The sequence below is a fragment of the Coprobacillus sp. genome (assembly GCF_984815275.1).
Genome location: NZ_CFJNYH010000021.1, coordinates 1 through 26,645, shown reverse-complemented (window position 1 = coordinate 26,645; position 26,645 = coordinate 1). Strand labels below are relative to the sequence as shown.

The window sequence follows — 26,645 nt, the reverse complement described above, 5'->3', positions numbered from 1 at the left end:
TGATTATAACACAAAGGAGGATATGATGTTAGAATTAAAACATATTTCGAAAAGTTTTCATGATCATCTCATTTTAGACGACATCTCAATAAAGTTGCCAGATACTGGACTGATTGGTATTCAGGGATCAAGTGGGTGTGGGAAGAGTACGTTATTATATATTATAGGTATGTTAGATGGGAATTTTGAAGGTGAGATATTATATGATCATCAAATCATCGATAATCGTGAAGATTTTATTCGTCAACATGTTTCTTATATGATGCAAAATAAAGATTATGTTCCTTCTTTGACAGTTAAAGAAAATATTATTTTATCGTGTCAAGTGAGTGAACTGTCATATTCTTCTCAACAGTTGAAAAAAATTGTCACTCAATTAGGTATTCAAGACTTCATGAATCAATATCCATCACAACTTTCTGGTGGGCAGCTTAAAAGAGTTTCTATTGCAAAAGCACTGTTAAAAGATTCATCAATTATCCTATGTGATGAGCCAACAGGAGCATTGCATGCTTCACAAGCTCAAGAAGTGATGAAACTTTTACAAACAATATCACAAGACGCTTTGGTCATTATTGTTTCCCATGATCCAGTTTTACTTAAAGATTATTGTGATTGTGTTCTGACTCTCAAGAAAGGGAAATTAAATCGAAAAGTTATTAAAAATAAGGCAACTTTATGTAAGGAGAAAAAACATCGTTTGTATTCGCTATGGTTTTATCCAATTCGTCAATTTATATATCAAAGAAACAAGCTTTTGTTTCTTTTTTTATTTCAATGGATTGTTATTGTGGCCTTTTTTATTATTGTGACAGCTATGAATGGAGTATTTGATGCGATTGAAGAAAGTGAGAAAGGATCAGTGTGTGTCAATATGATGACGATTGAGAATAAATCTGGAGAAGTTTTTAAAGAGTTGGTAAGTCATCAAGGTACAAAGGAGGTCACATATGATTATCATTTAGAACGGTTAAATATTTCTTCTCAGCAAAAAGAAGTGAATTGTCTCATTTCTTTTCTTCCTCATCAAACATCTCATATTCTTTTAAAGAGTGGAAGATTACCCAAGGATGATCATGAGATTGTTGTGAGCGAAAGTTTATTTCATAATCTATCTGGTAATAGGAATCTTCATTGGGAATATCAAAGTTTTCAACAAGATATTCATATTGTTGGAGTATTAGAAGACTCTTTTTTTAGTCAAGATGAATTGTATTGTTCACCTAAGGTAAAGGAAAAAATTGATATGTTAAAAAATGAATATGCTTTATTGGTTGAAGCTCAAAGTGGTAAAAATCGTTATCTTTATAATAAGTTTAATCAATCTTATTTTGTTTATAGTGATGTTTTAGAAAGAGTTGAAAATTATCAGGCTTTATTAAGTCTTGCTCGAATGATTGCATATGTTTTTATTGGTATTAGTTTTGTCATATCATTATTATTAATTATGATTGTTGAATCAACAATCTATGTAGAACGTCAACATGATGTTGCTTATTTGTTATCACTTGGATTAAAGAAACACCAGTTATTGTTTCTATCTATAGGGGAAGCGATATGTGTAGGTGGGGTGATTTCAATTGGTGGATGTTTGTTGTCTTTGCTTGTTTATTACTATATCAACCAGGTTTACCACATATCACAATATATTCATTTTGAACTGAAGTTACATAAAATCATATTTTGTCAATGGGATTTGTATGGAATTATTTTTTTAGCTTATTTTTTCATGTGTATATTAGGAATATTAGTACCTATGAAAAAGATGATAACAACTGATATGATTGATGTTTTGAGGGAGGAATAGATATGCTGCAAATTGTTCATATAACCAAACGTTATCATTATCAAAAAGTGCTTGATGATATTTCGCTTGATTTGCCTAAGACAGGAATGATAGCGATTGTTGGTCCATCAGGATGTGGGAAGAGTACATTGCTACATATCATTGGAGGAATAGATCAAGATTTTCAGGGAGATATCAAATGGCAAGAAAGAAGTGTCAAAAAACATTTATCGCATTATTCTCAAAAGCATATTGGTTTTATTTTTCAGCAATTTCATTTGATTATGTGGCTTTCTGTTCATCAAAATATAACGATGTCACAATTTTTCCAAAGGGGTGGTGGAGAAGAAAATTTAGATATTGATGATTTTCAGAATTTAAAGATGTCATCCCTCTCTTTGGGTCAGAGGCAAAGAATTGCTTATTTGCGTGCATGTTATCAGCCAAGTGATATTTTATTATGTGATGAGCCAACGGGATCACTTGATCCAGTTCATGCAGATGAAGTCATGAACCTGTTAAAGGAAGAGTCAAAACGTAGATTGGTCATTGTTGTTTCGCATGATTTAAAGTTGGTTGAAAGGTATAGTGATGAGATTTATACAATGTGTGATGGAAAGATTGAAAGTCATCAATGTTTCCGCCATACACCGTTGACTCAAAATAAGATAGTCTCACGTCATAAAAAAATTTTTCCACTTTTACGATTATCATGGATGTCATTAAAATCTCACAAAGGGCGCTCTTTACAATTAATATTTGGATTAACGATATCTTTTCTATGTATTATTATGACACTCACAATGAGTAGAGGATTGGAAACTCAGATACAAAATTATATATATTCTTTAATTCCTTCTTCATGTATTAGTTTTCAAGCACATAATCATCAATCATTGACACTTGATTTTGTGAATGAATTACAGTCTCAACCCTCTATTACAAGGACACAACTGTATCTTCAGGAGTATGAATTTTTAGGAATCGGTTTTGTTGGTGAAAGGTATCAGGATTCACAGGTTCTTTTTATTGGTGATGATGCTTCGCCTTATCAGGACATACAACTTGATATGGGGCAATATCCTCAAGAGGACCATGAAATCATTGTTTCTCTTTCTACTGCTCAACATTTGTGTAAGGATGAAAGTTTATCAACATTGCTTAATAAGAAAGTTTATGCTTGGTATCAATATCAAAATGAAGTGAAATCAATTGCTTATCAGGTTGTTGGAATTACCAATCAGACGACAGCACTAGATACTCTTTATCAAAGAGAAAATGCCTATATTCATCTTTTAAAAGATGTTTATCAATTTGATGAAAAGGATATACAAAGTGATTTAGGGATGATTTATATTCATAAAGATTATCAGCGTAGTGAAATTATTAAAGAATTGAAAAAGCAGTATCCGGATTATAAGTTTTTAGAAGTTGGAGCGACAACAACTCAAAATATTTCACAATCTATGCAGCAGGTGAGAGTTGTTTTGATGATATTTTCTGGTCTGGCTATATTGTCATCACTTTTTTTAATTGGAGAAGTGATGTTTTTAAATGTTATCCAAAAGAAAAAGGATTTTGCGATTCTGATTTGTTTTGGTGCGAGGCGTTGGCATTTATTAAAGATTGTATTATTTGAATCCTTGGAAATTGTTTTAAGTGCTCAAATGATATGTACTGGATTATATTATCAGTTGTTATCACTTGTTAATGTCATGAGTCAAGAGCTTTTATTGAATAATCATTTGACTTTGTCTTTTGATTATGAATTATTGTTGTTTGTGTATAGTGCTTCTTTTCTTCTTGTTTTCATAAGTCAGTTACCACCATTGCTTTATGTTTTTAGATTGAATACAATTGCTGCTTTAAAAGATTAAAAAGAGTTGAAATTCAAAAATCATATGTTATAATGTTGAATATGTAAAATCAATGAAAAGGAATAGTAGTTGTATGGGTTTCTGCAGAGAGCTTGTGTAAGGTGGAAGCAAGTGAAAAACCGCAATGAACTCGCCTTGGAGATGTAAAGATGAATGGAGTAGTTTTTACCGTATCACTGCGTTAAGGTGTTAAGGGCATGTATATGAAAATATATATGAACTAAGGTGGTAACGCGATAAAGTCGTCCTTAGATGGAGGACTTTTTATATTTTAAGGAGGATGAATTATGCCGTTTGATCACAAACAAATAGAAAAGAAGTGGCAAAAGTATTGGGATGACAACAAAACATTTTATACAGATGTCTGGGATTTTTCTAAGCCAAAATATTATGCTTTAGATATGTTTCCTTATCCATCTGGTCAAGGTTTACATGTTGGTCATCCAGAAGGATATACTGCAACTGATATTATGTCACGTATGAAAAGAATGCAGGGATATAATGTTTTACATCCAATGGGATTTGATTCATTTGGCTTACCTGCTGAACAGTATGCTATTAAAACTGGAAATCATCCAGAAGGGTTTACTTTAGAAAACATTGCAACATTTACAAAACAATTAAAAATGCTAGGCTTTTCTTTTGATTGGGAGAAGTGTGTTTCAACATGTGATCCTGATTATTATAAATGGACACAATGGATTTTTAAACAACTCTATAATGATGGATTGGCTAGAAATGTTGATATTCCTGTGAACTGGTGTGAAGAATTAGGAACTGTTTTGGCTAATGATGAAATTATTGATGGAAAAAGTGAACGTGGTGGGTACCCTGTTGTAAGAAAGAATATGAAGCAATGGGTTATTGATATTCCAAAATATGCTGAGAAATTATTGGATGGCTTAGAGACAATTGATTGGCCTGAATCAACAAAAGAAATTCAACGAAATTGGATTGGTAAATCAATTGGAGCACATGTTGATTTTATGGTTGCTGGACATGATGAAAAATTTACCGTTTTTACAACACGTTGCGATACTTTATTTGGAGCAACTTACTGTGTATTGGCACCAGAACATGAATTGGTTGCTAAAATAACAACGGCTTCTCAAAAAAGTGCTGTTGAAGATTATGTCCAGGCATGTTCAACAAAATCAGAAATGGAGCGTACAGAATTAAATAAGGATAAAACTGGGGTTTTCACTGGAGCTTATGCAATCAATCCAGTGAATCAAAAAGAGATTCCGATTTGGATTTCGGATTATGTTTTGGCTGGTTATGGAACTGGTGCAATCATGGCTGTTCCAGCGCATGATGAGCGTGATTACGAATTTGCAAAGAAATTTGGTATAGATATTATTCCAGTGCTTGAGGGTGGAGATGTTTCAAAAGAAGCATGGACACAAGATGGATTACATATTAATTCTGATTTCTTAAATGGTATGAATAAAGAAGATGCCATTGCAAAGATGACACAATGGCTAAAAGAACATCATTGTGGTCAGCAAAAAATTAATTATCGTTTAAGAGAATGGATTTTTGCTCGTCAGAGATATTGGGGAGAACCTATTCCAATTATTAATTTTGAAGATGGGACATCAGTGGCATTATCAGATGACCAGTTGCCTTTGATTTTACCTCCACTTGAAGATTATTCACCTTCTAAATCTGGTGCTTCACCACTCGATAAAGCGACAGATTGGGTCAATATAGATGTGAATGGTCAAAAAGGAAAACGTGAGACAAGTACAATGCCAGGAAGTGCTGGAAGCAGTTGGTACTATATGCGATATATCGACCCACATAATGATAAAGAAATTGCTGATAGAAAGTTGCTTGACCACTGGTTACCTGTTGATTTATATGTTGGTGGACCAGAACATGCAGTAGGTCATTTATTATACTCTCGTATGTGGAACCGTTATTTGTATGATAAAGGATATTTATCACATCCAGAGCCTTTTCAGAAATTATATCATCAAGGTATGATTTTGGGTGGTAATGGTGAAAAAATGAGTAAATCTAAAGGAAATGTGATAAATCCTGATGATATTGTGAATACATATGGTGCAGATACATTGCGTGTTTATGAAATGTTTATGGGGCCACTAGAAGCAAGTAAACCATGGAGTGAAAGTGGTGTTGATGGAGCAAGAAAATGGTTGGATCGTGTTTATCGCCTAATTATTGAATCAGGTAAGTTAACGGATAATAATGATCATTCATTGGATTTTGTTTATCATCAAACAGTCAAGAAGGTTACAAATGATTATGAGACACTTGGGTTTAATACAGCGATTTCCCAAATGATGATTTTTGTCAATGAAGCATATAAAGCGCCAACACTTTATCGTCCTTATGCTGAAAGCTTGGTTAAAATGTTAAATTGTATTGCACCACATATTTGTGAAGAAATGTGGACATTATTGGGACATGAAGGAACAATTGCTTATGAATCTTGGCCAACGTATGATGAAGCTATGTTAGAACAAGCAACTGTTGAAATGGCAGTACAAGTCAATGGAAAATTACGTTCTAAAATTACAGTGGCTAAAGATGAAGATGATGAAGTTGTAAAAGTAACAGCTTTATCTCAAGACAATGTGAAAACACATACTGATGGAAAAAATATTGTTAAAGTGATTGTTGTTAAGAATAAGATTGTCAATGTCGTTGTTAAATAATGAAATAAAGGTGTTAACAGAAATGTTGACATCTTTTTATTCTTTTTTATCTATTTAAAAGTTGATAGCAATATTCATTATCTTATACTTATGTTGCATCACTAGAGGTACAATGCAAATATTACAGTTACATGAACCATGAAGTTATAGGCTCATTTTTGGCATTCACTCTTTATAATTTGGTTGTCAGTAATGCTTAAATTAATGCAAAAATGGTATAGTAACTGTTTTAATAAAGTGAAAAATTTTTATTTCAGTATAATTTTAAAAATTGAAACTAATGTAGTTAATGTTATGCTAAAATAAGATGTTAGTAAAAAAATGTTTCTTAGTTGGCTTATATTCAAAAGTTTGGGGATTCTTGAGTAAGAACTATTTTAGTGATTTGCTTGCAGGAAATGAGTGATGGATTTGATAAAGACTATTAGCGAAGAGATTAAAAGATAAGAATAATAAAAAAATAGGAAATGAGTTTTATGAATTTAACTTCATAAAAGCTTTGTATAATTGGTTACTCTTATATTAAGTAACTATAAAGAGTCGTTATTAAAAAATGTCAAATTCATATAGAAATTATGGAAAATAATGAAATTTAACTTAAATTAATATGCTGGTATGATTGAGATAAAGAAAGGGAGGAAGAAAAATGAGTAAACTCAAAAATTATTTTGAAGAAAAAATTGTACCTAATATTGATAAGTTTACAAATGCAAGATATGTAAAGATTATTATGGATGGTTTTATGGGTGTAAGTGCATTAACAATTGGAGGATCAATCTTCATGTTAATTCGTTCTTTACCATTAGGGGATTGGTATACAAATTTTTTAACAAGTACAGGCTTGGTAGATATTTTAAACTTTCCTGTTATGATTACGAGTGATTTGATTTCGTTATATTTGGTTATCGCTTTGGGGTATTTTACTGCAAAGTCATTTGGTAAAAATCCTTTTTCAGGAGCGATGATTAGTTTAGGAGCGTTATTATTACTGACTCCATTTGAAACAGCAGCAGTATTAACGGATGCAGTTGGGGCAGAAGTTTCAGGTATTGTAAATAATGTTTTACCAGTTTCATCATTTGGAGCAACTGGATTGTTTTTAGCCATGATTGCAGGAATTGCTGGAGCAAGAATCTATGTTTGGTGTTTAGATAAAAATATCAAGATTAAAATGCCAGCATCAGTTCCACCAAATGTGTCTAATATGTTTGAAACAATGATTCCGGCGGGTTTGGTCTTTATTATATTTATGTTAATAAGAATAGCACTATCTTATACTACATATGGGACTGCTCAAAATTTAATCTATACATTATTACAACAGCCACTAACGAATGTTGATGGAGGATTCTGGGGATTTGTTATTTATACATTAATAGGTCATATTTTATGGTTGTTTGGCGTTCATGGGACAATGGTTACTTATGCAGCTATGGCTCCTATTTATAATGCTATGGCAATGGCTAATCTATCTGCATTTGCAGCAGGAACGGCTTGTCCATATCCAGAGTGGAATTTCTTATGTTATACACTTATTGGAGGAGTGGGGTCAACATTGGCATTAAATCTGTTGATGTTAACCAGAGCAAAGTCATCACAATTTAAAACTTTAGGGAAATTAACAATCGCAACATCACTATTCAATATAAACGAACCTATCATGTTTGGATCGCCAGTTATTATGAATATTAATTTGGCCATACCATTTATTGCCTGTCCTATGGTCAATTTGTTCTTATCATCATTGGTCACAAGAATTGGATTAGTTGCAGCTCCAACAGGCGCCGCTATCAATACATTTATGCCTTTTGGTTTTTATCAGTCACTCAATAATGGTTCATGGACAGGTGTTGTTTGGGCAATTGCTTTAGTTGCAATAGACTTGATTATTTATTATCCATTCTTTAAACGTCAAGATTCAATAAATTTAAAAAATGAAATACAATTAAGTGAACAGGAAGTCGTGAATGAATAAGAGGAGAAAATCCTCTTTTTGTTGCATATAAAATCATGTATAATGGGGAAAAGATGGAGGAAAGCAAATGATGTCACTAGATGAAAGAATAATAAAAATAGTTGAACTTTTAGTGTCTTATGGCAGGCCGGTTACCAGTCAGGAGATTGCAAATATTATAGGTATAAGCAGTCGTACTGTAAGAGAAACAATTCATCAGAATAAAAGTCATTTAAAATTGATTGGAATAGAAATAAAATCACATTTTAAAAGTGGTTATAGCATTTCTATTGAAGACGAATATCGAAATAATTGGAAAACTCTTTTAGATGAGAATAGAAGTATTATACCAAGCGAGACAGAAGATAAAATGACTTATATTATTCAACGGTTTATTTTAGAAGAAGGCTATATAAAATTAGATGATTTATGTGATGAATTGTGGATCAGTCGTTCGACCATGAATAGATTATTTAAAGAAGTGAGAAAGAGATTTGCTTTATATCATCTAACAGTTATTTCAAAGCCCTCTTATGGTTTAAAGTTAGAGGGAAATGAAATAGATAAAAGAATTTGTTTGGTTCATAATTGTATTCAAAAAAGAGAAAGTTCTTTAGAACGTTTTATGGAAGAATATCATATAGATTTACAAAATTGTCAATGTATCAGGCAAGTTGTTTTAAAACATCTCAAAAAATATAATTATAAGTTAACAGATACTGGTTTTCAAAATCTCATTATTCATCTTATAGTTGCAATAAAAAGAATTGAAGAGAAACAATTGATTACGACTTATCCTATTCAAGTTGATAATGTAGGTATTGAATATTTATTAGCTAATGATATTGTCGAAGAACTTCAAAGTTATTTCTCTATCACTTTTCCAAAAGAAGAAGTAGAATATGTAATAATACATCTTTATGGAAAGAAATTAACACAAATGGATGGAGAAACTGCACAAATATCTCATGAAATGGAACAGATGATACAAAAAATCAATCAACAGATTTTAATGAAGCTGGGATATCATTTTGATGGAGATTTTGAATTGTTTACATTATTAGCATTACATATGATGCCTTTAGTAGTCAGAATACAATATGGTCTGAATATGCCTAATCCTATTATAAAGGATATTAAACTGAAAATGGCTGATGCATATGAATGTGCAGTTATTGCTTCACAAGTTATTCAAGATGAATACCATAAACCTATTGCTGAAGGTGAATTAGGGTATCTCGCTTTGCATTACAGTATGGCAATTGAAAGATTGCAAGAACAAACAAAGATGAAAAACATTGTTATTATCTGTTCTTCAGGTATGGGAACATCATCAATATTAAAGAAACGATTGATGAAGAAGTTTGATATTGATGACTCACATATTCAGGTTTATGATGCTCAATCAATACGATCAGTAAATTTAAGTCATATTGATTATATAATAAGTACAGTAAAATTAAATTTAAAGTTAGATAAGCCTATTATATATATGGAAAATATTTTTGATGATATTGAACTACAGGAAAGTCAACATATGAGAAATTTGCAATCATTTATTAAGAAAGATCTTGTTTTATTACAGCAAACATTTCAAACAAAAGAAGATATCTTGAATGATATGTGTCATAAAATTGAGAATATTTATTCATTGCCTTTTTCTTTTCAAAAATTCATAGAGGAAAGAGAGGACTTATCTTCTACAGAAGTTGGAAACTTAGTTGCAATGCCACATCCTTCTTCATTATGCACAGAGCAATCAATTGTCATGATTATGACATTAAAGAAAAGTATTTTGTGGAAAAATAATTATGTTAAATATATATTTCTTGTTTCTGGGAATAAAAACTCTAAAGAAGAATGTGAATTTATTAATGAAAATATTATTGATTTGATTATGAATAATCAATGGCTTCAAGAATTGGATAAGATATCTTCTTATGAGGAGTTGATTCATATTTTATGAAAAAAAATTTTGATTTGTTGTAGTGGAGGGATTACAAGTAAGATTTTTATCAGGAAATTGAATCAATATGTTCAGTTGAATCAGTTGACATATCACTTTTCTTCAATAAGTGATACATTTGTTGATGAATATGCAAGAGAGTATGACATAATCTTGTTTGCACCTCAAACAAAGCCATCACAAGAACAAATAAAATCACTTAATAATATGTGTTCATGCATCAAAATAATTCCTGAAAGTATTTATGCAAGTATGGATTGTCAATTATTGTTTCAGTTCATAGAAAGTCCCATGAAAACAAGTGAGGAAAAACAGTATTTTACTGGGTTTGTTCATGTTATGAGAGATATTTCTAGGCATAGATTTGTCAAAGTATTGGTTAATTCTTCTGTTGCCTTGGGGGCTTTGATGATTGTCCAGGCTTTATTTTCGCTTATTTTGTCTTTGCCTTTAGAGGCTTATCAGAATTTCCTTGATTCATCAGGATTGAAATCCTTTTTTGAAATACCGATTGTTGTATTGTCTAATTCTATAGGGTTGATTTTTAGTTTTGTTGTCGCATATCAATATCGAATTGACAACAAAGATAAACTGTTTGCTGGACTTTTAAGTATGGCTTGTTATTTACTGCTGATACCTATTGATGTTGCTCGTCAGGGAAGTTTGACTAGTATTTATACGGCAATGATTGATTTACAATATATGAATTCTTCTGGTATATTTGTAGCTATGATATCTTCTTTGATATTTTCAAAGATTTATGATTATATTTTGAGGTTGAAATTTTTAAAAGATGACTTGATGAAGATGGCTGTTTCATGTGTTGTTGTATTAACAATCTATTTATGTATAAGATATATTTTTATGTTAACATCGTATCAAAATATATTTGTATATTTTAATCAATTTATCTCAATGCTTTTAAAGCCTATTTCAGAGGGAGTATGGGGATTTGCAGTCTTTATATTTTTATCATCATTGTTATATTTTATAGGTATACATGGACCGCAACTTATCTATACACTCATACTTCCTTTGCATACAACAATATATTATGCAAATATTACTGCTTTTGCTTCAAACTTACCCGCTCCATACCCTTATTGGTTTTTAATGCCTTGGGTATTTATGGGTGGAGTAGGTGCGACTTTAGCTTTAAATGTATTAATGATTATAAAATCTAAACATACATCTACAAAAACTTTAGGTAAACTTGCATTAATGACTTCATTATTTAATATTAATGAGCCGTTGATATATGGGTTTCCAATAGTGTTTAATCCTTTTATGTTTATACCATTTACAAGCATACCCCTTATAAATTTATTGATATGTATTATTTTTATGAAGTTGATTCCAATAGTTCCTTTTCCTACTGGAGCTGAAATAAGTACTTATATGCCATTTGGAGTGGGGGCAATGTTGACTAATAATAGTTGGTTAGGATTGCTATTATGTATAGGAATATTAATTGTAGACATGTGTTTGTACTATCCGTTTTTTATCAATTATGAGAAAAACAATAATCACATCATGTTCAATAAAAATAAAAAATGAGGAAATAAATGATAAGGTCATAGATTTTTTTATACGATATAATTGTCTCGAAAAAGGAGAGTGATTATAAGTATGAAAGAATCTATTTTTGATTCTCATTTTTTATGGGGTGGAGCGATTGCTGCACATCAGGTTGAAGGGGCATATAACGAAGATGGTAAAGAACCATCTACAGCTGATACTTTACTGGTTAATGAAGAAAGGTTTGAACATTATGGAGAATATATCAATCAAAACAAATATTATCCTAGTCATAAAGCAATAGACTTTTATCATTGCTTTAAAGAAGATATCAAACTGTTTGCTGAAATGGGATTTAAAGCATTGCGTACATCTATTGCATGGACACGTATTTATCCAAAGGGGATTGAAGAAAAACCAAATGAAGCTGGATTGCAGTTTTATGATGACTTGTTTGATGAAATGTTAAAGTATAATATTGAACCCATTATCACAATTACTCATTACGAAACACCGCTTTATTTAGCGAGAGAGTATGGAGGATGGAAAAATAGAAAGTTGATTGCTTTGTATGAAAAGTATGCCAGGACGATTTTTGAACGTTATAAAGATAAAGTGAAATATTGGATGAATTTTAATGAAATAAATACCTTAGCTATTATGCCAGCATTAGGTGGAGGATTTCATGAATCCTTTGATGATCCTTCAAGATTTCAAAGGATTTATCAGGCAGCACATCATCAGTTTGTAGCAAGTGCTTTAGCGGTAAAAGCATGTCATGAAATCATACCAGATGCAAAAATTGGCATGATGTTAGCAGGGCAACTCAGTTATCCATATTCATGCAATCCAGATGATGTTTTTGCAAATTTAAAGCAATCAAGACAATCATTGTTTTTTTCTGATGTTATGATGAGAGGAGTATATCCAGCATATACAACAAGAATGTTTGAAGAATTAAATGTTCAATTAGAAATGAAAGAGGGTGATTTAGATATCATTAAAAATAATACATCGGATTATTTAGCTTTGAGTTATTATATGAGCAGTGTCGTGATGAGTGATACTTCACAGTTAAAGAAAATAGGAAATATGTCAATAGGTGTTTCTAATCCATACCTGCAGACAAGTGAGTGGGGCTGGCAAATAGACAGTAAAGGGTTACGAATTTACTTAAATCAATTATATGACAGATATCAAAAACCATTGTTTATTGTTGAAAATGGATTAGGAGCTATAGACATTTTAGAAAATGAAACAGTACATGATACATATCGTATTGATTATATACGAAAGCATATTGAACAGATGAAAGAAGCGATTCAAGACGGTGTTGAACTCATGGGTTATCTTCCATGGGGATGTATTGATTTGGTTAGCTGTTCAACAGGAGAAATGAAAAAACGTTATGGTTTTATATATGTGGACATAGATAATGAAGGACAGGGAAGTTGCAAAAGATATAAAAAAGAATCTTTTGAATGGTATCAAAAGGTTATAGCAAGCAACGGAGAAGAAATATAGGAATAAAAATTCCATTATCAATTTATCCAGAAATAGATTAAATTTATAGGTCTAGAAACTATTGGAATTGTCAATATAGGTTAGTTATATTATTGTTTGTATGTGAAGTTTATCAAGCCATAATAGAAAGGATGTTAGAACGAATGAGAAGTCTTTTGTATGATATATATATTTTAAAATTATGTAAAAAGATCAAAAATCAATAGTATGCTGATGTTGTATTTTCACAAATAATAGAATCACCTTGATGTGAGAATAGTGAAAAGGTATATCGAAAAATTAAAAAAAGCAATGAAATGAATTAAAAGATAGAGGACTCTTCATTGAATACACAGAAAACCTAGGAAATTTCTGAATTATATTGACTTAAAGCATGTTTTATGATATAAATACCTAGTGCAATAAATGATAGCAGCACATAGAGTGTAAGAAATTGCGTTTGTAACATATGGATGTAGAGTATCTGGCTGCAAAGAGAAATACTTAGTACAGACACAACCTCACGGATCTATGCATGTTATTGTTTTAGCAAAATAAAACAATAGGAGGAAATACAATGGCACGTTATACAGGACCACAATGGAAAAAATCTAGACGTTTAGGATTTTCTACATTAGAAACTGGAAAAGAATTATCAAAAAGACCATATGCTCCAGGGCAACATGGACAAAAAAGAAAGAAACCTACAGAATATGGTTTACAATTAGCTGAAAAGCAAAAAGTAAGACATATGTATGGAGTGAATGAAAAACAATTCCGTAATACTTTCTTTAGAGCAAGTAAAATGGATGGAATTACTGGTTATAACTTCTTCTGTTTACTTGAAACAAGATTAGACAATGTTGTTTACAGATTAGGTTTTGCAACAACAAGAAGACAAGCAAGACAATTGGTAAACCATGGTCATATTTTATTAAATGGTGTAAAAACAGATATTGCATCTTGTCAAGTTAAAGTTGGAGATGTTGTTGCAGTTAAAGAAAAATCTAAATCTTTAGAAATCATTAAAACAAGTTTAGCTTCTCAAAACCATGTACCTGGATTTGTTGAAGTTGATGCTGATAAAATGGAAGGTAAATTCATTAGATTACCTGAAAGATCTGAATTAAATCAAGAAATTAACGAATCATTAATCGTTGAATACTATAACAGACTTGGTTAATCATGAAATGGGCACGATGTGTCCATTTTTTCTATCCTTTCTTAGCATAAAATGATGAAATTCGAAAGAATTTATGATAAAATATAAAAGTGTAAAAGAAAGGATTTTGGAAATATGGATAAGATTATGGAGATTATTGAAAAAATTGGAACAAGAAATCTTATTTTCGCTGGTATTGGTCTTGTCGTTCTGATTGTTTTCTTATTTGTGTATAGAGGATTGCGTATAAGAAAATATAGAAAATTAATTGTTGATGTAGAAAATAAAATGAATGCTGTGAAATCATTGCCTTTGCAGTATCGTTTAGGAAGAGTACAAAGTATTTCAAAAAATATGCCAGAAGTTTCAGAACTTTATGAACAATATGCTCAAGAGTTTGAAAGAATTTGTGAGTATCAAAAAAATGAACTTGGAATATTAGTGAATGAAGTAGATGAACAGCTTTTTTATGGTAAATTGCGTAAAGTTTCAAAGAAAATGAAACAATTAGATGAAATGCTTATTGTTTATGAAAAAGATTCTCAAGAATTATTAGAGAAAATTGAAAAGATTACTGAAATTGAAAATGTTCAAAGAATAGAAATTATTCGTGTAAAAGAAATGTATCGGGAAACAATTGATCATTTTGAATCTATACGTTTTAAAGTTGAAGAGTTTGTTCCAAATCTTTTAGATATATTTAATGAAATTGATGATTCATTTGTAAAACTTGAAGGAATGATGAATAATCAGTTATTTGAAGATGCCAAAGAATTTACTAAAGATATTGAAGCAAAGGTGATTTGGGTGAATCAGCGTTTAGAAGATTTGCCAAGTTACATTGCAGTTGTTCGCCAATATATGCCTAAGAAGGTCGCTCATATTCAGGGATTAATTCAAATAATGACTGAAGAAAAATTTTCTTTAAATCAATTAGATGCGTATAATCGTTTAAATATGATTCAAACGACTTTAGAAGAATCTATAGGTCATATTAAAAAATTAGAATTAGATAATATTGGTGAGGTTTTACAGAATTTATCTGATGCGATCGATTCATTAATTCAAGATTTAGAAGGTGAAAAGCGTTCTTTTGATGAATTTAAAGAAAAATGGGATGCAAGTTATACATTGATTACGGAAATTTATGATCAATATAAACAAGTGATGATTGATTATAATCGTATGAGAAGTCTGTATGTTATAGATGATTTGGATATTGTTATTGATGAAAAGTTTCAAGAGTTTGATGCTCTTTTAAGAGAGTCTTATGATTTAGAAGCGGAAATGGTTAAAGGAAATTTCTCTTATTCTCAAATGATAGTTAAGGTTGAAACTATGAAAGATAATGCAGCTGTTCATCAAAGTTATTTAAATGATTTCTTTGTACTAAGAGATCATCTCTATTTACAAGAACAACGTGCAGTTGATGAACTTGAAAATATTAATATAGTTTTATTGGAAATTAAATCTGAAATTAAAAACAAGCATTTACCTATGATTAATGAATCTTACAAAGATTATATTCAGGATTCTTATGATAAGGCTGCACAAATTCAAGCTTATCGCCAAAATAGACCTGTAGAATTATCTGAATTATCAAAACGCGTTGATGGTGCGAGAGATGTTATTTATAAATTGTATGATAATGTACATAACTTAATTGTGACTGCAGAAATGGTTGAAGAAGCTATTGTTTTTGGGAATCGTTATCGTTCAACTTTCTTAGAAGTCAATACTGAATTAACAAAGGCAGAAGTTTTGTTTAGAAATGGTGAATATACTAAAGCTTTATCAACAGCTGTTGATATTATTGAGAAGATTCAGCCTGGTTCTTATGAAGAATTGATAAAAAAATCATCTGAAAAGTCCGTTTAAGGACTTTTTTGCTGGAAAAAAAGAATTGAACATGATATATATACATATATTGAGATATGGAGGGAATATATGATTTATTTAGATTATGTATCAACAACACCATTGGATAAAGAGGTTAATCAAATGTATCAATCGTTATTAAATGATTATTTTGCAAATGCTGATTCATTATATTCACTGGGGTTACAAACAAGTTCATTGATGGAAAAGTCACGAAGTTTGATTGCTGATATGTTAGATGTTAAACCAACAGAGATTTTTTTTACGAGTGGAGCAAGTGAATCTAACAATATTGCGATTAAAGGGTGTGCTTTTCAATATCAAAATAGAGGGAAACATATTATTACTAGTGCAATTGAACATTCAAGTGTATACAATGCTTGTATTCAGTTAAGAGATGTTTTTGGATTTCAGGTAGATTTTATTTCTGTGGATCAAAATGGACGGTTAAATTTAGATGAGTTAAGTCATAAAATTCGTGATGATACAATTTTAGTATCGTTAATGTATGTCAATAATGAAGTTGGTATTATCAATCCTATTCATGAAGTTAGAGAAATCATATCTCAAAAAAATAAGAAAACAAAGTTTCATGTTGATATGGTTCAGGCATTAGGTAAAATACCTATTGATTTATCTGTTGTGGATATGGCAAGTTTTTCGGCCCATAAAATTTATGGATTAAAAGGAAGCGGTGTTCTTTTCAAGAAAGAGTCAACTTCTTTAATTCCATTGATTTGTGGTGGACAGCAAGAATCAGGGCTACGTGGTGGAACATCAAATACAGCTACACATATTATGTTTGCAAAAACATTGCGTTTAGCACTGGAAAATCAAGACAATAAATATCAATATGTTAAATCATTAAATAGATATGTAAGAAATGCATTTATACAAGAGCCTGATATTGTGATAAACACACCAATGGAAGAAAGTTCTCCATATATTTTGAATTTTTCATGTGTTGGATATAAGCCTGAAGTGATTCTCCATGCATTAGAGGCACATGAGTGTTATGTTTCTACAAAAAGTACATGTTCTTCACGTAAGAATGATGTTTCAAGAACGTTAGGGGCTATGGGTGTTCCTATTGAAATTGCTCAAAGTGCTATACGTATAAGTTTTTCACACCATACAAAGCAAGAAGAAATTGATGAATTTTTATATCATCTTTCTTCAACGTTAAAGACAATTAAGAAGCAGAGGTAAATAGATGGAATGTAATCATATTTTAGTCCGTTTTGGAGAACTGACTACAAAAGGAAAAAATCGTAAATTGTTTATTCGTAAATTATGTCAAAATACAAAAGAAATCTTAAATTCATTTCAAAATTTAAAATATGAATTATCTTTTGATCGTATGTATATACTATTAAATGGAGAGGATGCAAAGGCTGTTTGTCGTCAATTAAAAACAGTCTTTGGAATTCATTCTTTTTCGTTGTGTTATCAAGTAAAAAGTGATTTAGAAAGTATAAAAGAAGCATGCCTGCATGTTATTGAAAATAATCCTGGAAATACTTTTAAAATTGATACAAAAAGAAATGATAAAGAATTTCCTATGCAGTCACATGATATTAATACAGCAATTGCTGGACATGTATTTCATCATACATCAAAAGAATTAAAGGTCGATGTTCATCATCCGGATATTCTTGTAAAAGTAGAATTGAGAAAAGAATTCACTTATGTAATGGATAATGTGATTTTGGGTGCAGGTGGATATCCAGTTGGAATTGGTGGTAAAGCTTTATTGATGTTATCTGGAGGAATAGACTCACCTGTAGCAGGTTATTTAACTCTAAAACGTGGTGTTGATATAGAATGTATACATTATGCATCACCACCATATACAAGTGATTTAGCTAGAGAAAAAGTTTTAGATTTGGTTGATGTTTTGAGACATTATACACATGGAAAGATTACTGTACATATTGTCCCATTCACAGAATTGCAATTGGCTGTTTATGAACATTGTGAAGAAAGTTATGCAATGACAGTTATGCGTAGAATGATGTATCGTATTGCTCAGGGAGTTGCTCAAAAAAATAATTGCTTAGCAATTGTAAATGGTGAAAGTATCGGACAAGTTGCTTCGCAAACTTTAGAAAGTATGTCTGTTATTAATGAAGTGATTTCTATGCCAGTACTGCGTCCTGTTGCATGTATGGATAAATTAGAGATCATTGATTTAGCAAATAAAATTGGAACATATGATATTTCGATTCGACCACATGAAGATTGCTGTACAATTTTCACACCTAAACAACCTGCCACAAAGCCAAAAAGTTATAAGGCAAAAGCTTTTGAAGAAAACTGGGACTTTGATAAAATGGTTCAGGACTGTATTGAACAAACAACTTTTATTGTCATAAATAACGATTATAAAAATGTTGAAAATTTATTTTAATTTTTTTGAATAAGATTTCATATCTGACACAAACTAATTGTGTCAGGAGGTGAAAGTTATGAATACAAACTCAAGCAAAAATAAATTAGTAGTTCCTGGTGCTCAAAATGCAATCGATCAAATGAAATACGAAATCGCAAATGAATTTGGTGTTAACCTTGGACCTGATGCAACTTCTCGTGCTAACGGATCTGTTGGTGGTGAAATCACTAAGAGATTAGTTCAAATGGGACAAAATCAAATCGCTGGTAGACAACAATAATCATTGAGATTAAGATACGAAAACCCTAGTCATAATTCATTTATGAGTAGGGTTTTTTCTTAATGATAAAAGCAAATATAAAATGAAAAAGAAGGAATATCTATTTCTTTTTATTGCCAAAATATGTGAAAATTTGATATCGCTTACAATTTCTAGTTGAGTTATTTTGTTTTTTTTTGTACAATATGAATATGTACGTAGGAGGAATGAAATATATGACAAAAGTTATGGCGGTTAACGCTGGAAGTTCATCTTTAAAATTTCAATTATTTAATATGCCAAGTGAGGATGTTATTACTTCAGGAATTGTTGAAAGAATTGGAATGGAGGATGCAATTTTTACGATTAAATATAATGGAGAGAAAAAAACAGATACTTGTTCTATTCCAGATCATCAGGTTGCTGTAGATATGTTATTGAAGGCACTTGTTGAAGAAGGTGTTGTTCAGGAACTGAGTGAAATTAATGCGGTTGGACATCGTATTGTTCATGGCGGAGAATATTTTAATGATAGTGCAGTTGTTGATGAGGATGTTGTAAGCAAAGTGGAGGAACTTTGTGAATTGGCACCTTTACATAATCCAGCACATTTGGTTGGATATCGTGCTTTTAAAGATGCATTGCCTGGAGTGAAACATGTTTTCACATTTGATACAGCTTTTCATCAAACGTTGGATAAAGAAAGATATTTATATGCTTTGCCATTAGAATATTATACTGATTTAAAAGTGAGAAAATATGGAGCTCATGGAACAAGTCATAAATATGTTTCAGAACAAGTCATTGAAATGCTTGGGAAACCAAAAGGTTCTAGAGTTATTGTTTGTCATTTGGGAAATGGTGCTAGTATTTCTGCGGTTTTGGATGGGAAGTGTATTGATACATCTATGGGATTTACACCACTTGCAGGTGTGATGATGGGAACACGTTGTGGTGATGTTGATCCATCAATTATGCCTTACCTATGTAAGAAACTCAATAAGACACCTGATGAAGTTTTGGATATCTATAATAAGAAATCTGGTATGTTGGGAATCTCTGGTATATCTTCAGATTCTAGAGATATTGAAAACGCACTGTTTAAAGAAGGAGACGAGCGTGCTTTATTAACTGGATTGTTATATGCACGAATTGTTTCTAAATATATTGGCGCTTATTATGCTGAATTGGGTGGCTGTGATGCAATTGCTTTTACAGCTGGTGTTGGTGAAAATGCCGCCTATTTAAGACGTATTATTATTGATGATGTATCTAAAGCATTTGGTGTTTTCTTGGATGAGGAATTGAATGCTATTAGAGGACCTGAGAATAGAGTGATTTCTCATCAGTATTCACAAATCAAAGTTATGGTTATTCCAACAAATGAAGAAGTGATGATTGCGAGAGATACAGTAAGGTTACTTGGTTTATAAGAACTCAAAAGAGTTCTTTTTTTCTTCTTTAAGTTCATATTGTAGACATTCTATGGTATTATATTGAGTAAGGTGATAAGAATGGATAAAATATTAGATATAAAAGAAAAATATGATCAAATTGTATTATATAGACATGTGAATCCCGATTTAGATGCATTTGGGTCACAGTTAGGCATGTATTGGACATTGAAGAAATTATTTCCACAAAAAAATATTGTATTACATGGGAATATGGATAGTGATTTGATGCATTTATATCCTGATTTTGAAAAGGGGGAAATTATTAAAGGTCAAACGCTTGGTATTGTTTTGGATACAGCAAATAGAGAGCGTATTGATGGTGATTTATCTGTATGTGATCAAGTCATAAAGATAGATCATCATATTGTTGTTGATACATATGGTGATATCAATATAGAAGTAGAAAGTGCATCTTCATGCAGTGAAATTGTTACTCTATTATTTAAAGAAGCTTGTGTAGAAATACCTATTGAAGCAGCGAATGCTTTGTATTTAGGAATTATTGGAGATAGTAATCGTTTTATGTATAGTTCTACATCTGCAAAGACTTTTGAGGCAGCATCTTATTTGTTAGATGCGGGTATCAATATTGAACAGCTTTATCAAAAATTATATATGCGAAGAAAAACTGACTTAGAAGTTACAAAATTTATTTATAATCATTATCAAGAAGATAGCGGAGTGGCTTGGTATTATTTAAGTACAGAAGATCTTACATGGTTAGATATATCAAGGGAACAGGGGTCTAACTATGTGAATACTCTTGCCAATATAGAAGAATTCCAAGTGTGGTTAGCAGTTACACAAAATGATATTGATCACAACTATCGTGTGAGTATTCGCAGTCGCGGGATAGCGGTGAATGAAATCGCAAATCAATTTCATGGCGGTGGACATATGTATGCAAGTGGGGCAACCTTAAGTTCGCTAGATGAATTAGAAGTATTAGTTGGGAAATTAAAGGAGAAAATCAATGGATAAAATTTTTGAAAAGTTTTTTGGAAGAGTTGTAGAAGGCAATAGAGGTGAGTTCTTCCAGTCAAAAACACCGAAGAAAAATGGGACAATCAAAGCACTGGTTATTACACTTATCTTCTTTTTGGTTGCAGAGTATTTTACACTCTTGCCTATTAATCTAAGATCACCAGACTTCGTCTTTTTCTTTAGTTTTTGTTTGATTATATTTATTGGACTAAGAAGTTTGTTTAATGCTTCTTTTGATAAAATCAATAAATATATCTTAGGAGTTGCAGTTATTTTTATTGCTTATGTATTTATTGGACAGTTAATAAGTTCACCTATTTTTCATGCTTCTCGTTATCAAGAACAATTGAATGTTGATAAAAATGCAGATTTTTATAAAGATAATGAAAAGGTGAACTATCAATCTATACCAGTTGTAGATAAGGATAGTGCACAAAGATTAGGTGATCGTAAAATGGGAGAAATCGTAGATTATGTATCACAGTTTGAAGTAGATGATGAGTATGGACAAATCAACTTTAATGACAAGCCATTTAGAGTGACAACAATCTCATATAGTGATTTGATTAAATGGTTTACAAACCATGGAGAAGGATTGCCAGCATATATTCGTGTTGATATGGTTACACAAGAATCAGAAGTTGTTCGATTAGAAGAAGGAATGAAATATTCACATTCAGATTTATTTTTTAGAAATATTAACAGACATATTCGATTACATTATCCAACAATGATGTTTGAAGAACCATCGTTTGAAATTGATGATGATGGAAAACCATATTGGATTGCACCAGTATATAATTATAAAATTGGATTATTTGGAGGTAAGGATATTACTGGAGCTATTATGGTTAATGCGATTGATGGCAGCAGTCAGTATTATGATATTAAAGATGTTCCGACGTGGGTGGATAGAGTTTATCCTTCTGATTTATTATTAAGCCAATTAGAGAATTGGGGGAAATATACAAATGGATATTTTAATACAATTTTCTCACAAAAGGGTGTTTTAAAACCAACGGATGGTTATAACTATATTGCTTTAGATGATGATGTTTATTTATACACAGGTTTAACTTCTGTATCAAGTGATGCCTCTAATGTTGGTTTTGCTTTGATTAATATGCGTACAAAAGAATCAAAGTATTATGCAATTAGTGGAGCAGAAGAGTTTTCGGCTATGTCTTCAGCTGAAGGGAAAGTACAGAATTTAAAATATACAGCAACTTTCCCAATTCTCATTAATGCTGGAGGACAGCCAACATATTTTATGTCACTAAAAGATGGTGCTGGACTTGTAAAACAATATGCTTTTGTAAGTGTAGAAAACTATCAAATTGTAGCTGTAGGAGACAGTGTGGCAGAGGCAGAAAAACAATATTACAAATTGTTGAGTGATAATGGAAAAGTCAAAGTGGATTTTGAAGCAAAAACAGTCACTGCAAAGATTGAGCGTATTCAGTCAGCTGTTGTTAATGGGAATTCTCATTATTATTTCCGTTTAGAAGGATTGAATAAAAATTTTATAGCTCCAATTTCATTAAATGATGGGTTACCATTGTTAAAAGCTGGTGATACAGTTACAATTGAATATGTAGAAGATGAATCAAATAGTGAAACGGTTTCATCTATAAAAATTAATTAGGGTACTAAGATGTACCCTTTCATTAAAGGAGGGGAACTTATGAATGAGTTGTTAGAAAGATTGAAGATGTATGAGCCATTGTTTAACAGATGGAAAGTAGATTTTATTGCCATGAACTATGATGATATGGCTTGGGTTTATTTAGTAGATGATCATGGTATAGAGAATGAGACAGCATTAATGAAAGTTAAAACATTGACTTGCCCAGAGGAGTTGGTGGAAAGGAATGTGTACGCATTAATGATGAATTATGATGTGATGACTTATCCGGATTTAACAAACTCGCCATATCTTGAAGAAGAACATTATTATGTTGAGAAAGATGGTAAAATCATTGGGGCAGATGTTTGCTTGCTGTCAGTAGTATCTTCCTTAGAGGAAGAAAAAACACCCACTTTTGAAGAAGACTTATTTCAATTAGCACTTATGTATATGAATGGGCGTGGACGAGTTCAAGATGAGTATATGGCTTATCAGCTTTATGAGAAAGCTGCAAAAATGAATCATGCAAAATCAATCTGTTCATTAGGTTATATGAATGAGATTGGTTTAGGTACACCAATGGATAAAGAAAAAGCAGTTGCTTTTTATCGAATGGCTGCTGATTTAGATGATGAAATCGCTTCGTGTAATTATGCTTTTTGTCTTTATGAGGGAATTGGCTGTGAAGTTGATGATGAAAAAGCATTCGAATATTTTGAAAAAGCAGCAGCAAAAGATATGCCTAGAGCATTGTTCTATGTAGGAGAATGCTATTGCTTCGGTAGAGGTGTTGATAAAGATGAAATTAAAGGAATGACGCATTATAAAAAAGCTGCAGACTTAGGTTTTACACAAGCTAAGTATAGTGTTGGATATTGTTATGAATATGGAATAGGAGTTCAGGAAGATTATCATGAAGCAGCAACCTGGTATCAGGAGGCTGCTAATGAAGGATTGGAAAGTGCTCAGTTACAACTGGGATATTTTTATGAAGCTGGAGAGGGTGTTGAACAAGATCCGCAGTTGGCTGTATATTGGTATCAACAAGCCTCTCATCAAAACTATGCACCAGCCCATTGCTATTTAGCGTATTGCTATGAAATGGGTATTGGTATAGAAAAAGATATTGAAAAAGCAAAAGAATATTATTTGAGAAGTGCGGAAATGGGATATCCAAGAGCAATGATGTCTTATGGAAAATTAATTGAAGATGAAAATATGTCTTTGGCTATGGATTATCTAAGACGGAGTGCTGAAACTGGTTATGTCTATGCAATGTGTAAATATTCTTACTACTTAGAAAATGGAATAGGTTGTGATAAGAATGAGGAGTTGGCATTTGAATATTGTCAAAAAGCAGCAGATTTAAATGATTCTGGGGCATTATGCACATTGGGATATTATTATGAGAATGGGATTGGCTGTGAAAAGAATTTAGAGAAGGCGATTGCATATTATCAACAATCTAGTGATGCAGGAAGTTTGCGTGGCATGACAAATTTAGGATATTGCTATGAAGCGGGGATCGGAACAGCAGTTGATGAAAAAAAAGCAGTAGAAATATATCAACAGGCAAGTGATTTAGGCTATGATATTGCACAATGTAATCTTGGATATTGTTATGAAGTTGGAATTGGTGTTGAACAGGATCTTCAACAGGCGAAAAGATATTATGAATTAGCAACTCAGCAAAACAACTTGAGAGGAATGTGCAATCTTGCGTATCTTTATGAAAAAGGTATTGATGGTGCTCCTGATTATGTAAAAGCTAAAGAACTTTATGAACAGGCAGCTGCATATAATTATCCAAGAGGATATGCAAGTCTTGGGTTCCTATATGAAGATGGGCTAGGAGTTGATAAAGATTTGAACAAGGCATTTGAATGTTATCAAAAAGCATCTGAATTAGGGGATCCAATGGCAATGTGTACGTTAGGTTACTACTATGAAAATGGTATTGGGTGTGAGAGAAACTTAGAAAAAGCGTTTGAATATTATCAACGCTCTGCACAAGGTGGTAATCTTCGTGGAATGACAAATTTAGGATATTGTTATGAAGCGGGAATCGGAACATCTGTTGATTTACAAAAAGCAGTAGAAGTTTATCAACGAGCTGCTGAATTAGGGTATGATGTTGCACAATGTAATTTGGGATATTGCTATGAAATGGCTATTGGTGTTGAGAAAGATCTCCAATTGGCTAAGAAATATTATGAACTTGCAGCCCAGCAAAGAAATCCTCGAGCTTTGTGTAATTTGGCTAATCTTTATGAAATTGGTGTTGATGGCGAAAGCAATTTTGCTAAAGCGGTAGAACTTTATGAAGAAGCTGCGGCAATGAATTATACGCGTGCTCTTTGTAATTTAGGTTTGTATTATGAAGAAGGCACTGGCGTTGAACAGAATGATAAAAAAGCTGTAGAATATTATTATAAAGCTGCAGAACTTGGAGATGAAGTCGCACAATGTAATTTAGGATATTGCTATGAAATGGGAATTGGTCTCGAAGTCAATATGCAAAAAGCTTTTGAATACTATCAAATATCTTCTCAAAGTCATTATCCTCGTGCTGTTTCTAATTTAGGGCTGTTTTATGAACTAGGAAAGGCTGGTCCAATTGATGAACAAAAAGCTTTTGAATGTTATCAAATAGCTGCTGATTCTCAATATCCACCAGCTCAGTGTAATCTTGCCTGCTGTTATGAAGACGGAATTGGTACTGATATCGATCTGCAAAAGGCTTTTGAACTTTATAAGGCAGCTGCTCAACGAAATTCAACGAGAGGTTTATATAATGTTGCACGTTTTTTAGAATATGGTATTGGTTGTGATGTTGATTATGATTTGGCGTTTGAAAATTATCAGTCAGCATCTCAAATGGGTTACCTTGATGCTGATATTGCTTTAGGAAATATGTATGAATTTGGACGAGGAGTTTCTCAAGATTATCAGAAGGCTATTGAATACTATTCAAAGGCAGTGGATCAAGATTATTCACGTGGATATTATGCTCTTGCCACTCTATATAAATCAGGACTTGGTGTTGAAAAAGATACCCCTCTGGCGTTAAAATATTATACTATTGCGGCAGATAAAGGTCATGTTTCAGCTATGTATAATTTGGCGGTGTTATATGATTTTGAGGCAGAGGAACAGTATCGGGATATGACAAAGGCAATTCAATATTATCAGGAAGCTGTTGATAAAGGGCATTATGGAGCAATGAATAACTTAGGAGTTTGTTATAAAGAGGAAGATGGAGTACCATTGGATTTTGAGAAAGCTTTCCAATTATTTAAGAAGGCTGCTGATGGTGGTGATTACCATGCATTTATGAATCTTGCTAGAGCTTATACGTATGGACAAGGGACAAAGATTGATCTAGAACAAGCTCAGGTATGGTGTCAAAAAGCAGTGGAAAAAGAAATTGATGGTGCAAGTGAATTGTTATTAGAAATCTCTGAAAAAGCAAAGAAGAAAAAAGGTTTTTCAATATTTAAAAGACATTAATAATGAAGAAAAGAGCAATAAGGTGAGAAAATGGGCTCTGTGTCAAGAGTGGAGGATAAAGGAATAACTATTGAAAAATAGGGATTCC

Annotated in this window: 16 protein-coding genes and 1 other annotated feature; all 16 genes read left to right on the top strand. The window is 31.8% G+C overall.

The window, feature by feature from the left end:
* Positions 1–25: 25 nt before the first annotated feature.
* A complete protein-coding gene (locus tag AC5M21_RS08780; protein ID WP_236916446.1) occupies positions 26–1,807 on the top strand; it encodes an ABC transporter ATP-binding protein/permease in 1,782 nt (593 codons plus the stop codon).
* A 2-nt stretch (positions 1,808–1,809) separates the two neighbouring features.
* Positions 1,810–3,663: an ATP-binding cassette domain-containing protein gene (locus tag AC5M21_RS08775; protein ID WP_008790596.1), complete on the top strand. Its 1,854-nt coding sequence runs from the start codon at positions 1,810–1,812 to the stop codon at positions 3,661–3,663.
* A 43-nt stretch (positions 3,664–3,706) separates the two neighbouring features.
* Positions 3,707–3,916, top strand: a binding site (T-box leader).
* Between the two features lie 34 nt (positions 3,917–3,950).
* Positions 3,951–6,347 (top strand): leucine--tRNA ligase, encoded by a 2,397-nt coding sequence (leuS, locus tag AC5M21_RS08770; RefSeq protein WP_008790597.1) that lies wholly within the window; start codon positions 3,951–3,953, stop codon positions 6,345–6,347.
* A 646-nt stretch (positions 6,348–6,993) separates the two neighbouring features.
* Positions 6,994–8,322 (top strand): PTS sugar transporter subunit IIC, encoded by a 1,329-nt coding sequence (locus AC5M21_RS08765; protein WP_008790598.1) that lies wholly within the window; start codon positions 6,994–6,996, stop codon positions 8,320–8,322.
* Positions 8,323–8,389: 67 nt separating this feature from the next.
* The gene (locus tag AC5M21_RS08760) at positions 8,390–10,267 is read left to right on the top strand and encodes a BglG family transcription antiterminator (protein ID WP_008790599.1); all 1,878 of its coding nucleotides are present in this window, start codon (positions 8,390–8,392) and stop codon (positions 10,265–10,267) included.
* A 9-nt stretch (positions 10,268–10,276) separates the two neighbouring features.
* The gene (locus tag AC5M21_RS08755; RefSeq protein ID WP_108912071.1) at positions 10,277–11,824 is read left to right on the top strand and encodes a PTS transporter subunit EIIC; all 1,548 of its coding nucleotides are present in this window, start codon (positions 10,277–10,279) and stop codon (positions 11,822–11,824) included.
* Between the two features lie 72 nt (positions 11,825–11,896).
* The gene (locus tag AC5M21_RS08750; protein ID WP_008790601.1) at positions 11,897–13,309 is read left to right on the top strand and encodes a glycoside hydrolase family 1 protein; all 1,413 of its coding nucleotides are present in this window, start codon (positions 11,897–11,899) and stop codon (positions 13,307–13,309) included.
* A 556-nt stretch (positions 13,310–13,865) separates the two neighbouring features.
* The gene (rpsD, locus tag AC5M21_RS08745; protein ID WP_008790602.1) at positions 13,866–14,471 is read left to right on the top strand and encodes a 30S ribosomal protein S4; all 606 of its coding nucleotides are present in this window, start codon (positions 13,866–13,868) and stop codon (positions 14,469–14,471) included.
* Between the two features lie 114 nt (positions 14,472–14,585).
* A complete protein-coding gene (locus AC5M21_RS08740; RefSeq protein WP_008790603.1) occupies positions 14,586–16,328 on the top strand; it encodes a septation ring formation regulator EzrA in 1,743 nt (580 codons plus the stop codon).
* A gap of 69 nt (positions 16,329–16,397) precedes the next feature.
* Complete coding sequence (locus AC5M21_RS08735; RefSeq protein WP_008790604.1) at positions 16,398–17,537, top strand: cysteine desulfurase family protein; 1,140 nt, start codon at positions 16,398–16,400, stop codon at positions 17,535–17,537.
* A 4-nt stretch (positions 17,538–17,541) separates the two neighbouring features.
* Positions 17,542–18,738 carry a tRNA uracil 4-sulfurtransferase ThiI gene (gene thiI / locus AC5M21_RS08730; protein WP_017143796.1) on the top strand — a complete coding sequence of 399 codons (1,197 nt, stop codon included), beginning with the start codon at positions 17,542–17,544 and terminating at the stop codon, positions 18,736–18,738.
* A gap of 58 nt (positions 18,739–18,796) precedes the next feature.
* Positions 18,797–19,000: an alpha/beta-type small acid-soluble spore protein gene (locus tag AC5M21_RS08725; protein ID WP_008790607.1), complete on the top strand. Its 204-nt coding sequence runs from the start codon at positions 18,797–18,799 to the stop codon at positions 18,998–19,000.
* 215 nt (positions 19,001–19,215) lie between these two features.
* Positions 19,216–20,412, top strand: a complete 1,197-nt coding sequence (locus AC5M21_RS08720) for an acetate/propionate family kinase (protein WP_008790608.1) — start codon at positions 19,216–19,218, stop codon at positions 20,410–20,412.
* A gap of 81 nt (positions 20,413–20,493) precedes the next feature.
* Positions 20,494–21,417: a DHH family phosphoesterase gene (locus AC5M21_RS08715; protein WP_008790609.1), complete on the top strand. Its 924-nt coding sequence runs from the start codon at positions 20,494–20,496 to the stop codon at positions 21,415–21,417.
* Positions 21,410–23,065 (top strand): CvpA family protein, encoded by a 1,656-nt coding sequence (locus tag AC5M21_RS08710; protein ID WP_117769015.1) that lies wholly within the window; start codon positions 21,410–21,412, stop codon positions 23,063–23,065. Before AC5M21_RS08715 ends, AC5M21_RS08710 begins: the two co-directional genes overlap by 8 nt.
* A 39-nt stretch (positions 23,066–23,104) precedes the next feature.
* Positions 23,105–26,557: a tetratricopeptide repeat protein gene (locus tag AC5M21_RS08705; protein WP_117769014.1), complete on the top strand. Its 3,453-nt coding sequence runs from the start codon at positions 23,105–23,107 to the stop codon at positions 26,555–26,557.
* The last annotated feature ends 88 nt before the right edge of the window (positions 26,558–26,645 follow it).

Coding starts and splice junctions, on each gene's coding strand:
- AC5M21_RS08760 (WP_008790599.1), top strand. CDS start 8,390: ATGATGTCACTAGATGAAAGAATAATAAAAATAGTTGAACTTTTAGTG.
- AC5M21_RS08735 (WP_008790604.1), top strand. CDS start 16,398: ATGATTTATTTAGATTATGTATCAACAACACCATTGGATAAAGAGGTT.
- AC5M21_RS08710 (WP_117769015.1), top strand. CDS start 21,410: ATGGATAAAATTTTTGAAAAGTTTTTTGGAAGAGTTGTAGAAGGCAAT.
- AC5M21_RS08765 (WP_008790598.1), top strand. CDS start 6,994: ATGAGTAAACTCAAAAATTATTTTGAAGAAAAAATTGTACCTAATATT.
- AC5M21_RS08775 (WP_008790596.1), top strand. CDS start 1,810: ATGCTGCAAATTGTTCATATAACCAAACGTTATCATTATCAAAAAGTG.
- AC5M21_RS08720 (WP_008790608.1), top strand. CDS start 19,216: ATGACAAAAGTTATGGCGGTTAACGCTGGAAGTTCATCTTTAAAATTT.
- rpsD (WP_008790602.1), top strand. CDS start 13,866: ATGGCACGTTATACAGGACCACAATGGAAAAAATCTAGACGTTTAGGA.
- leuS (WP_008790597.1), top strand. CDS start 3,951: ATGCCGTTTGATCACAAACAAATAGAAAAGAAGTGGCAAAAGTATTGG.
- AC5M21_RS08715 (WP_008790609.1), top strand. CDS start 20,494: ATGGATAAAATATTAGATATAAAAGAAAAATATGATCAAATTGTATTA.
- AC5M21_RS08705 (WP_117769014.1), top strand. CDS start 23,105: ATGAATGAGTTGTTAGAAAGATTGAAGATGTATGAGCCATTGTTTAAC.
- AC5M21_RS08740 (WP_008790603.1), top strand. CDS start 14,586: ATGGATAAGATTATGGAGATTATTGAAAAAATTGGAACAAGAAATCTT.
- thiI (WP_017143796.1), top strand. CDS start 17,542: ATGGAATGTAATCATATTTTAGTCCGTTTTGGAGAACTGACTACAAAA.
- AC5M21_RS08750 (WP_008790601.1), top strand. CDS start 11,897: ATGAAAGAATCTATTTTTGATTCTCATTTTTTATGGGGTGGAGCGATT.
- AC5M21_RS08780 (WP_236916446.1), top strand. CDS start 26: ATGTTAGAATTAAAACATATTTCGAAAAGTTTTCATGATCATCTCATT.
- AC5M21_RS08725 (WP_008790607.1), top strand. CDS start 18,797: ATGAATACAAACTCAAGCAAAAATAAATTAGTAGTTCCTGGTGCTCAA.